Raw genomic sequence first — 10,440 nt, 5'->3', positions numbered from 1 at the left:
ATTTCGCTGCTGGCCGATCGACCCTTTGCGCGCGTCATACGCGGTGGGGTGGGCGTGTTGTCAGGCGAAGACCGTTTGAGCTATGCGGCAGCGGGTTCCGGCGCAATTGCAATGCGCGCGCGCGACAGTATCGGGCGAGTGGGGCTGGATGAGGTGGAGCTTGCCTTGATCGATGCGCCGTTCATCTACCGTCGCAGCTGAGCTGACCGCCTCGGCGCCCTTACTGGCAGGTGCGACCTAGTGTCTTGCCGATCCATGGACGGCCGAACACCACGGTGGCCACATCCCACGCTTCCCAGCTGGAAGGTTCGTCCAGTGAGAATTTTGTGGATAGCCGATCACCCACTACGGCGATGATCTGCCAGGTTCCCGAAATCACCCCGTCGATGGTCACGCCGCCGCCGCCAAACAGGTTGATGGTGCCGGCGCCAACATAGTTGCGCTCGCGCGGCAAATAGGGAAAGGTCGCTATGGTGCTCGCCTGGTCGAGATCGTAAATGGTGTTGAATGCGCGCAGCGGGCCGCCCTGGATGGCAATGGTCGGGCTCATCAGCAGCAGGTATTTGGGCGAATTTTCGGCGTTGTAAAGAATGATGTAGATCTCGCGATCAGCAATCTTGTTTTTGTTCAGCACATCGAAGGTGAGCTGAATATCGAAGGCGTCGACCTTCAGCTTGTCTGAGCATGGTGAAAACTTGGTTGATGAAGGTTGCGTGGCGACAAGTGTTTCGCCTGCGCTTCCCTTTGGCATCACCACGGCCATGCTGATTTTGTAGGCATGGGCAATTGGCGATGCGAGCAGCATCAGCGAGCCGAGCAAGGTGGCGAGTCGGGCGGGAAAGGCGTGCATCGGCTGCACTTCCAGGTTGATTCAATTACAGGGATATCGGGCGCTGTTTGCCGTGCTTGAGCAGGCTGGCGGCAGATAATGTTATTGACCTGGATAGAAAAAAGCACAAGCCGGAAATTCCGTGCTTGTGCTTTTGGCTGGCCTGCGCGCTTTCAGCCTGGCAATCGATGGCTGGCGGGATGATGCCCGCTTTGCTGGCGGGTGATGCGCGCCACCAGATGGCTTAAATTGCCAGGTCTTCGAGCTTGCCGCCGTTGTCGAGGTGCTCGACCACCCATGCCGGCTTGCGGCCGCGACCGGTCCATTCCTTGCCGTCTTTGGAGCGGTATTTTGCTGCAACCGGCCCGCGCGAGCCTTTGCCGCCCTTGCCGGATTTGCCGTCGCTGGCGCCAACCAGATCGTGCAGATCGAAGCCGCGCTCAGCTGCCATCTTCTTCAGGTCGTCAACCACCTTTTGCTTTTCGAGTGCCATGCGACGCGGCACTTCGAGAACGAGTTGCTTTTGCAGGTCGAGAAGTTCCCGCACGGAGAGAGAGGAGAGGTCGATCATTGGAGATTCCATAGGTTATTTGCCCAAGTCGTAACAATAAACCATATTTGACGAAAAGATAAAGACTAATTGTATGTTGTGCGGCAATTGGCTGAAGTGGTGGTGCTTATAACTGGCTTGATGTGCTGTGCTGGCGAGGGATTGCCGGCAATTGCAGTGTACTTTGCGCCAATCTTGTGCGGGATTCGCAGCGCTATTTGATTTATGTGTGGAATGCCTGGTGCTTGAGATGTTGATGCGCCGATGGCTGCTTATGGACGATAGGCGGTGTTGCTCTCCCCTTGTTTGTCGGTGTTTTCAAATAGAGCGCAGCAGAATGGCAATGTGCCAAATGGCTTTGGCGCAATAGCTGGTGCTGTTGTTTGTGTTGCCGTGTAATAACCACGGTGGCCATCATTGGCTGGTAGGCGTGGCAATAGCCGGTGCAATTGCTGGCGAATACCTGGGGGCGCTCCGAACGAATCGCGTTTTCGACTGCGGGGCGGGCGCCGGAGTTTTCGGGGTTGGAGGCGGGTGGAGTGTTGCCTCCTTGTGGGTCTGCGCCCTCGCCTGTCCGCCGCGACGCAGGTGGGCGCGCTTTTGCGCGCAAGTGTATGTGTTCGGGGCTTCTCTGCCCTGTTTCGGGCGATTGCTCTATCGCTGGTCGGGTTGAATTGCCTTGGGGCGGGCAGCTGTCCGTCTGGCTTGTGCCGCCCGAATTCTGCGCCGGCGGCGGCGCTGGGCTGCTTGATGCCAAGACTGCGTAAATGCCACTCGGACGCCTTTGAGGACCCGAAAGCTGTGACATATCGTAGTACCTCCTCGTAGGAGGGTTTCGTAGTAGCAAACAAAAAACCCGCTAAGCCATTGACTTAACGGGTTTATTCTATTGCTTGGGGTGGCTGATGGGACTCGAACCCACGACGACAGGAATCACAATCCTGGACTCTACCAACTGAGCTACAGCCACCGTTGAAACGGGTTTTGCGCCGCTCCTTGCAGGATTGGCGCGCCCGACAGGAATCGAACCTGTAACCTACGGCTTAGAAGGCCGTTGCTCTATCCGGTTGAGCTACGGGCGCTTGGCCTATTCGATTCTAGTCTGCCAGGGAAATTTGGTCGGGGCGGTGGGATTCGAACTCACGACCACCTGGTCCCAAACCAGGTGCGCTACCAGGCTGCGCTACGCCCCGAAGAAGGTGCGCATATTATTCATCGCGGCGCGGGCTGTCAACCAATACTTGGGAGAAAGTTGGAAAAATGCGAGAATTCGCCCCTTTGCAATGATCAGGAGTCCACCCATGTCCGCACAATTGCTCGATGGCAAGCTGATTTCCGAACAGATCATCACTGAAGTGCGCGCCAAGGTGGATGCCCGTGTGGCGGCCGGGCGGCGTGCGCCGGCGCTGGCAGTGGTGCTGGTGGGCGATGATCCTGCATCTGCCGTTTATGTACGCAACAAGAAAACAGCCTGCGAGCGCGCGGGTTTTCGTTCGCTGTCGTTCGAGTACCCGGCCAGTCTCACCGAGGCGGAGTTGCTGGCGCTGGTGCGCAAGCTCAATGACGATCCCGAGGTGGATGGCATCCTGGTGCAGCTGCCGCTGCCCAAGCATATCAATGCCGATCGGGTGATCGAAACCATCAATCCGCATAAGGATGTGGATGGGTTTCATCCGTATAACTTCGGGCGGCTGGCGTTGAAGATGCCACTGCTGCGCCCCTGTACACCGCATGGCGTGATGGTGATGCTGGAAAAAACCGGCGTGGACCTCGTTGGCAAGGATGCGGTGGTGATCGGTGCCTCGAACATCGTCGGCCGGCCGGCGGCGCTTGAGCTTCTGATGGCGCGCGCCACGGTGACGGTTTGCCATAGCAAGACGCGCGATCTGGCCGGCAAGGTGGCGGCGGCCGATATCGTGGTGGCGGGCGTCGGTATTCCCAATTTTGTGAAGGGCGACTGGATCAAGCCGGGTGCCATCGTGATCGATGTCGGCATCAACCGGCTGGAAAACGGCAAGCTGTGCGGCGATGTGGAGTTCGAGGTCGCAAAGCAGCGCGCCAGCTGGATTACGCCGGTGCCAGGTGGGGTGGGGCCGATGACCATTGCCCTGCTGATGCAGAATACCCTTGATGCCAATATTCACTTGTATCCTTGATCGGCGGGGTTGAGCGCGGCTGCCTTTATTGCCGTGTTTGCGCTGTCTTGAATCGCCCGCCCTTACTCCCTCGCGCCATGCGGGGGCTTTGCGCTTGATGGCGCGTGGCTTGATCTGCCTTTGAGGCCCTTGATGCTTTATTCACTATTACGCCCCCTGTTGTTTACCTTGAAGCCTGAAACCGCACATCGCGCGACGTTTGCCGGTCTGGACGCCTTGCATGCACTCGGCTTTGGCGCGGTAATCGGTAGCCATGAGGCGGAGCGGCCGGTAGAGGTGATGGGTTTGCGCTTCCCGAATCCGGTTGGCCTGGCGGCGGGGCTGGACAAGAATGGCGATCATATCGACGCACTTGGCGATCTTGGATTCGGCTTTATCGAGATCGGCACCATCACGCCGCGACCACAGCCGGGCAATCCGCAGCCGCGTATGTTCCGGCTGCCGGCTGCAGAAGGCATTATCAATCGCATGGGCTTCAATAATGAGGGCCTCGATGCCTTGGTAAAGAATGTCGAAGCGAGCCAGTATCGGGGCATCCTCGGCATCAATATCGGCAAGAACTTCGACACGCCGATCGAAAAGGCCAATGATGATTATCTGGCCTGCCTGAGCCGGGTATATCCCTATGCCAGCTATATCACGGTGAATATCTCTTCGCCCAATACCAAGAATTTGCGGCAATTGCAGCAAAGCAGCGAGCTGGAGCGTTTGCTGGCCGATTTGAAAAATGAGCAGGCGCAACTCGCCACCCGTCATGGCAAATATGTGCCACTGGCCTTGAAGATTGCGCCCGATCTGGAGTCGGAGCAGGTCCAGGAAATCGCCAGACTGTTGGTGGAATACCGTTTCGATGGCGTGATAGCCACCAATACCACCTTGTCGCGCACCGGGGTCGAGCATCTCAAGCATGGCAGCGAGGCCGGAGGGTTGTCGGGCACGCCGGTGCGGGCCAAATCCACCGCAGTGATCCGCTCGCTGGCCGAAAATTTGCACGGCAAGGTGCCGATCATCGGCGTGGGCGGCATTCTGGCGGGCGAGCATGCGGTGGAAAAGCTCGATGCTGGCGCCAGCCTGGTGCAGGTGTATAGCGGCCTGATCTATCGCGGGCCGGGTCTGGTGGGCGAGTGCGTGCGCGCCATCCGTGAGTCGCGGCGGTGAAATTGCCCGCCCTCAAGTCCTGGCTGTGGCTGGACCTGCTGGTCAGTGCCGTCCTGCCTTGGCTGGTCTACCAAGGCCTGCAGCCGCGCTATGGCGAATGGATCGCCTTGTGGGGCTCGGCCATTCCGCCGGCTCTGCTGGCCGTGATTGAGCTGGCATGGCGGCGCCGTGTCGATGTGATCAGTGGCCTGTCGCTGGCCGGCATTGCGCTGGGCTTGCTGTTTGTGGCCATGGGCGGCGATGCGCGCATGGTACTGGTGCGTGAATCCGCATTGACCGGCGCCCTGGGCTTGTTGGGTCTGAGTTCCTTGTTCTGGCGGCGGCCGGCGTTGTACTACTTGGCGCGTGCAGCCGTGGGGCGCGGTGATGCACAGCGGGCTGCCGGCTTCGAGCAGGCCGCTACACAGCCGGCGTTTCGCCAGGCCATGCTGGGTTTGACGCTGATCTGGTCTGCCGGACTGGTGGCCGAGGCGCTGCTGCGCGGTTTGCTGGCCTGGCGCCTCTCTGTTGCCGATTTCTTGCTGTATTCACCCGTGGTGCAGTACGGCAGCTTTGCGCTGATGTTTGCTGCCACCTTGCTCTACCGCAAGCGCATGCAGCGCGGCCTTGCCGGGGTGCCGGCATGACTCAGCCATTGACCGATCTGCAGCTTGCTCTGGCTGAGCGCATCGATGCAGTCTTGCCGCAAACCCAGTGCCGGCAATGCGACTACCCCGATTGCCGCGCCTATGCCGAGGCGATCGCCAGTGGCGCCGCCCGCATCAACCAGTGTCCGCCCGGCGGCGACGTCGGGGTGGCACGGCTGGCAGACATTACCGGCCAGCCTGTGGTGGCGCTGAATCCGCAGCATGGTGCGCCCAAGCCGTTTGCGCTGGCGGTGATTGATGAGGCGGTGTGTATCGGGTGTACGCTATGTATCCAGGCGTGTCCGGTGGATGCCATCATCGGTGCAGCCAAGCAGATGCACGTCGTGATTGCCAGCGAGTGCACCGGCTGCGAGCTGTGCATCGCCCCTTGTCCGGTTGATTGCATCAGCATGCAGCCAGCAGCCAAGCCCGATGTGGCGGCACAATGGCGCGCGCGGCATGAATTCCGGCGCCTGCGGCTGGTGCGCGAAAAAGAGGCGCGCAGCGAACGGCTGGCACTCAAGGCGCAGGCAAAGCTGGACGATCCGCATTTTGCCGCGGCAGACAAGCAGGCGAAGATTCGCGCCGCGCTGGAAAAATCGCAGGCACGGCAGGCGCAGCCTGCGCCGCTGCAGGATGAAGCGGCGCTCAAGCGGGCGAAGATTGCAGCGGCGATGGAACGCGCCGCCGCCCTGCGCGCCGGGCGCGATTCAGGCAAGGAGTGAGTGAATATGCGTGCAATGACCATGGTGGGCATCTGCCTGCTGGTGTTCTTCCTGCTGGCGCGTAGCGGCCACTTCGGCCTGGCGATGCTGGCGGTGGCGGCCGTGTTCCTGGTGGGCCTGTGGCGCGTATACAGCATCATCCGTGCGTCACGGGAGCGTGAAGCGCAGCAGTGGGAGCATGTTGATCGTTCGCCACGGCGCAAGAAATAGCCGGCATAAATCGGAGGGGTGATGAAGCTCAATACACGGTTGCATGACCGCATCCGCTTCAAGACCTGGGTCAAGGTGATTCTCAAGTCCGGCCCCGGCATGCTCGGCCATATCGAGGATATTTCCACTTCCGGTCTCGGCATCGAGCACGACAAGCCGATCGAGGCCGGTGGTGCCTGCAATATCTATTTCATGCTGCCCTATGCCGGGCGCGAGCATATCGTGCAGGCGCGTTGCCGCATTGCCAGCTGTCGCCCGGCCGAGGCGGCAGGGCGCTTTATCATCGGCCTCGCCTTTGTCGAGTTTGTTTCCGACCCGCGAACCACCGCTGAATTGATCGAGAGTTTTGTGCAGCAGCTGGAAACAGGGCAATGAACAAGCAGTCAAGGCAGGCATTTTTCGAGCGTTTGCGGGCTGCCAATCCTGAACCCCGCACCGAGCTGGCCTACAGCACGCCGTTTGAGCTGTTGATTGCAGTGGTGCTGTCGGCGCAGGCCACCGATGTCGGCGTCAACAAGGCCACTGCCCGCCTGTTTCCGGTCGCCAATACACCAGCCGCCATCCATGCGCTCGGCCAGGCCGGGCTGGAGGAATACATCAAGACCATTGGCCTGTATCGCAGCAAGGCACGCCATATCATCGAACTGTGCCGCATGCTGATGGAGCAGCACGATGGCGAGGTGCCGCAAACGCGCGAGGCGCTGGAGGCGCTGCCCGGTGTGGGCCGCAAGACCGCCAATGTGGTGCTCAACACGGCGTTTGGCCAGCTGACCATGGCGGTGGATACGCATATCTTTCGCCTGTCCAACCGCACCGGTCTTGCGCCAGGCAAGGATGTGCGTGCGGTGGAAGACAAGCTGCTCAAGGTCATTCCCAAGGAATTCCTGCGCGACGCCCATCATTGGCTGATCTTGCACGGGCGCTATGTGTGCAAGGCGCGCAAGCCGGAGTGCGGCGCCTGTATTGTTCATGCCGAGTGTGATTATCGCGGCAAGAATGCCTGAGCTGGCGAATGCGCTGGTACAGGCTATCTTTCATTGCCTGCCGGTCTGCAGCCCGCAACCATCGGCCGGAGGCTGAGCCCTAATCGCGCCGGCCGATCACCCCATTGTTCACAAGGAGTAACAAGCATGACCCAGATCGCCATCGTCTATCACAGCGGCTACGGCCATACCAAAAAGCAGGCAGAGGCCGTGCTGGCAGGTGCAGCCGGTGTCGCTGGTGTCAATGCCACCCTGTTTGCCATCGATGCCGAAGGCAATCTCACTGACGAGGCCTGGGCGGCGCTGGAAGCGGCCGATGGCATTGCCTTTGGCGCGCCGACCTATATGGGCGCGGCGTCCTGGCAGTTCAAGAAATTCGCCGATGCCAGCTCCAAAGCCTGGTTCCAGCAAAAGTGGAAAGACAAGGTGGCGGCCGGGTTTACCAATTCGGCCTCGATGAATGGCGACAAGCTGTCGACCTTGCACTATTTTTTCACTCTGGCCATGCAGCACTCGATGATCTGGGTTGGCACCGGCATGTTGCCGGCCAATAGCAAGGCGGCGCAGCGCAATGACGTCAACTACCTGGGCTCCTTCGCCGGTCTGATGGCGCAATCTCCATCCGATTCGAGCCCGGACGAAGGTCCGCTGCCGGGCGATCTGGAAACCGCCAGGCAGTTCGGCGCGCGACTGGCCGAAACCACCAAGCGCATTCGCGGCTGATCGGCCAGCGCTGAACTGATCGATTTCTCAGGCTATGCCGCAGGCCACGCAATATCAGGGCTGAAGCGGGCCGAAAGATTGGTTCAGTGCGCTCTGCGCTCAATACAAGACGGCACCTGCGGGTGCCGTTTTTGTTTGCCTTGGCGGCTGCGATGGGCTTGCGCGGCTATATGTTCGCCGCCGAAGCCGGTAAGGTGTGCGTTTCGCTGAACGCTAATGAGCACCGCTATGACCAGGATGAACTGGCCCCAACTACTGTCTGCCGACCGCCTGCGCGCACCGCGCCGCCCGCCCGAAACCGGGCCGCTGATCGGTCGGTCGGATTTTCATAAAGATCACGATCGCATCGCCTTTTCTTCGCCGTTTCGCCGCCTCGGTCGCAAGACCCAGGTGCATCCGATGACCGAGAATGACCATGTGCATACCCGGCTCACTCATTCGATCGAGGTCGGCTGCGTCGGGCGCTCGCTCGGTATTCTGGTCGGGCAGGCGATAGCCGACAAATTGCCCGGCCATATCATCCCCTACGATCTGGGCGCCATCGTGCAGGCGGCGTGCCTGGCGCACGATATCGGCAATCCGCCGTTCGGCCATGCTGGTGAATACGCCATCCGCGACTGGTTCCGCCTGTCCGACAACGCCTATCTGCTGCAAAACCTCACCGCAGACGAGCGCCGCGATGTGCAGACCTTCGAGGGTAATGCCCAGGGTTTTCGCACCGTTACCCAGCTGGAAAACCATCGCTTCGATGGCGGCATGCGGCTGACCTACGCCACCCTGGGCGCCACGCTCAAATACCCGTGGACCAGTGACCATGCCGGGGTGAAGGAGAAATTCAGCTGCTACCAGGCCGAGCGCAAGTTGCTCGACGAAGTGGCCCATGAGCTGGGGCTGATCTCCAAGGGTGCCGGCATCTGGTGCCGCCATCCGCTCAGCTATCTGATGGAGGCGGCCGACGATATCTGTTACGCCATTCTTGATCTGGAAGATGGCGTCGAGATCGGCATGCTGCCGTTTGACGATATTGCGCCGCGCCTGATCCGTCTGGCCGGCATCGATGACGACCTGCTCAAGCTGGAGGTGGCCGGTGCGCCCAGTGTGCGCCGCAAGATGTCGCTGCTGCGCTCCAAGGCGGTGGATCGCTGCGTGCGCGAAGTGACGGCGGCATTCTTGCGCCATCACGATGCCATGCTGGCCGGCGAGTATGAGGGCGACCTGATCGCCGCCTGCCCGGATTTCGTCAAGCATGGCATACGTGATGCCAAGCAGCTGGCGCGTGACCGCATCTTCAATAACCGGCGCAAGGTGGAAATCGAAGTCGGCAGCTTTACCTGCCTCGATATCCTGCTGGAAGCATTCTGCGGTGCCGCCTACCAGCTGCGCACCGAGGGGCGCCTGAGTTTTCGCAACAAGCGGATTCTCGACTTGATGGAATACAACATGCCGGTCAAGGAATGGCCGCTGTACGAGAGCTATATGCGGGTGCTCGACTTTATCGGCGGCATGACCGACAACTACGCTACCTATCTGGCGCAGCAAGTAGGGGGCATGGCGCGGTGATGCGCCTGCCCTTGTTGCAAAAAAGCTGCTGCAATCCGTGTCGAAGAATGCGCAGCTTCCATGGTCGCGGCTTGGCCGCCGCTTGCCTGCCGACCGCCTCCAGCCTGCGTGCTAGAATGCCGCCGGTCTGTTACTGAAGAGTTGATCCGGTGTCCCTGCCCAAACGTTTAGTCATTGCCACCCGCGAATCTGCACTCGCGCTGTGGCAGGCCCGCCACATTGCGGCCCGGCTGGAGGCCCTGTATCCGGGCTTGCAGGTTGAATTGCTCGGCATGACCACCCAAGGCGACCGGATACTCGATGTGACCCTGAACAAGATCGGCGGCAAGGGCCTGTTCGTCAAGGAACTGGAAACCGCCTTGCAGGAAGGGCGTGCCGATCTGGCGGTACATTCGATGAAGGATGTGCCGATGCGTCTGCCCGAGGGCTTTGCCATTGCCGTCATCACCGAACGCGAAGACCCGCGCGATGCACTGGTGTCCAATGACTATGCCGATCTGGCTGAATTGCCGGCCGGAGCAGTGGTGGGTACATCCAGCCTGCGCCGCGAAGCGCAGCTGCGCGCCGCCTACCCGCATCTGCTGGTGAAGCCCTTGCGAGGCAATGTGCAGACCCGTTTGGCCAAGCTCGATGCTGGCGACTACGCCGCCATCATTCTCGCGGCCGCCGGCCTCAATCGCCTCGGCCTCAGTGACCGTATCCGCAGCCTGCTGTCGCCCGAGCAAAGTCTGCCGGCACCCGGACAGGGCGCACTCGGTATCGAGATCCGCGCCGATCGCAGCGATCTGGCGCAATGGCTTGCACCGCTCAACCATGCCGACACCGCCGCTTGCGTGACGGCAGAGCGGGCGATGAGCCTGCGCCTCGATGGTTCCTGCGAAACCCCGCTCGGTGGTTTTGCCGAACTGGTCGACGAACAC

At 60.7% G+C, this 10,440-nt stretch carries 13 protein-coding genes and 3 tRNA genes; 11 read left to right on the top strand and 5 right to left on the bottom strand.

Features of this window, described 5'->3' with window-relative positions; translation table 11 throughout:
* Positions 1 to 201 (top strand): hypothetical protein (locus ACE3OH_RS13890; protein WP_374353866.1); only part of this gene is annotated, 201 nt, incomplete at its 5' end.
* 19 nt (positions 202 to 220) lie between these two features.
* Here the strand turns inward: ACE3OH_RS13890 and ACE3OH_RS13885 are convergent.
* The 5 genes from ACE3OH_RS13885 to ACE3OH_RS13865 form a co-directional block, all read right to left on the bottom strand.
* Positions 221 to 820 carry a hypothetical protein gene (locus ACE3OH_RS13885; RefSeq protein WP_374353863.1) on the bottom strand — a complete coding sequence of 200 codons (600 nt, stop codon included), beginning with the start codon at positions 818 to 820 and terminating at the stop codon, positions 221 to 223.
* Between the two features lie 253 nt (positions 821 to 1,073).
* On the bottom strand, positions 1,074 to 1,400 hold the full coding sequence (locus ACE3OH_RS13880; protein WP_374353860.1) for an H-NS family nucleoid-associated regulatory protein: 327 nt from the start codon (positions 1,398 to 1,400) through the stop codon (positions 1,074 to 1,076).
* Positions 1,401 to 2,273: 873 nt separating this feature from the next.
* Positions 2,274 to 2,349 (bottom strand) — tRNA-His (locus ACE3OH_RS13875).
* A gap of 35 nt (positions 2,350 to 2,384) precedes the next feature.
* A tRNA-Arg gene (locus ACE3OH_RS13870) sits at positions 2,385 to 2,461 on the bottom strand.
* A gap of 34 nt (positions 2,462 to 2,495) precedes the next feature.
* A tRNA-Pro gene (locus ACE3OH_RS13865) sits at positions 2,496 to 2,572 on the bottom strand.
* A 108-nt stretch (positions 2,573 to 2,680) separates the two neighbouring features.
* Between ACE3OH_RS13865 and folD the strand changes: the two genes are divergently transcribed.
* The 10 genes from folD to hemC form a co-directional block, all read left to right on the top strand.
* Positions 2,681 to 3,535 (top strand): bifunctional methylenetetrahydrofolate dehydrogenase/methenyltetrahydrofolate cyclohydrolase FolD, encoded by an 855-nt coding sequence (folD, locus tag ACE3OH_RS13860; protein WP_374353857.1) that lies wholly within the window; start codon positions 2,681 to 2,683, stop codon positions 3,533 to 3,535.
* A gap of 132 nt (positions 3,536 to 3,667) precedes the next feature.
* Positions 3,668 to 4,693 (top strand): quinone-dependent dihydroorotate dehydrogenase, encoded by a 1,026-nt coding sequence (locus tag ACE3OH_RS13855; RefSeq protein WP_374353850.1) that lies wholly within the window; start codon positions 3,668 to 3,670, stop codon positions 4,691 to 4,693.
* A complete protein-coding gene (locus tag ACE3OH_RS13850) occupies positions 4,690 to 5,319 on the top strand; it encodes a VC0807 family protein (RefSeq protein ID WP_374353847.1) in 630 nt (209 codons plus the stop codon). Before ACE3OH_RS13855 ends, ACE3OH_RS13850 begins: the two co-directional genes overlap by 4 nt.
* Positions 5,316 to 6,044, top strand: a complete 729-nt coding sequence (locus ACE3OH_RS13845; protein ID WP_374353844.1) for an RnfABCDGE type electron transport complex subunit B — start codon at positions 5,316 to 5,318, stop codon at positions 6,042 to 6,044. Before ACE3OH_RS13850 ends, ACE3OH_RS13845 begins: the two co-directional genes overlap by 4 nt.
* Positions 6,045 to 6,050: 6 nt before the next feature.
* Positions 6,051 to 6,254, top strand: a complete 204-nt coding sequence (locus ACE3OH_RS13840) for a hypothetical protein (protein ID WP_374353841.1) — start codon at positions 6,051 to 6,053, stop codon at positions 6,252 to 6,254.
* Between the two features lie 21 nt (positions 6,255 to 6,275).
* Positions 6,276 to 6,629 (top strand): PilZ domain-containing protein, encoded by a 354-nt coding sequence (locus ACE3OH_RS13835; protein ID WP_374353838.1) that lies wholly within the window; start codon positions 6,276 to 6,278, stop codon positions 6,627 to 6,629.
* Positions 6,626 to 7,258, top strand: a complete 633-nt coding sequence (gene nth / locus ACE3OH_RS13830; protein ID WP_374353835.1) for an endonuclease III — start codon at positions 6,626 to 6,628, stop codon at positions 7,256 to 7,258. The genes ACE3OH_RS13835 and nth overlap by 4 nt, the downstream gene beginning before the upstream one ends.
* A 126-nt stretch (positions 7,259 to 7,384) precedes the next feature.
* Positions 7,385 to 7,960 carry an NAD(P)H-dependent oxidoreductase gene (locus ACE3OH_RS13825; protein ID WP_374353832.1) on the top strand — a complete coding sequence of 192 codons (576 nt, stop codon included), beginning with the start codon at positions 7,385 to 7,387 and terminating at the stop codon, positions 7,958 to 7,960.
* Between the two features lie 237 nt (positions 7,961 to 8,197).
* Positions 8,198 to 9,520 carry a deoxyguanosinetriphosphate triphosphohydrolase gene (locus ACE3OH_RS13820; RefSeq protein ID WP_374353829.1) on the top strand — a complete coding sequence of 441 codons (1,323 nt, stop codon included), beginning with the start codon at positions 8,198 to 8,200 and terminating at the stop codon, positions 9,518 to 9,520.
* A 149-nt stretch (positions 9,521 to 9,669) separates the two neighbouring features.
* Positions 9,670 to 10,440 (top strand): hydroxymethylbilane synthase (gene hemC, locus ACE3OH_RS13815; protein WP_374353825.1); only part of this gene is annotated, 771 nt, incomplete at its 3' end.

Source organism: Chitinimonas sp. (genome assembly GCF_041904975.1).
In the GTDB taxonomy this organism is placed as follows: domain Bacteria; phylum Pseudomonadota; class Gammaproteobacteria; order Burkholderiales; family Chitinimonadaceae; genus Chitinimonas.
Note: the sequence above shows the minus strand (reverse complement) of the source record. Positions and strands in the feature narration are given on the sequence as shown.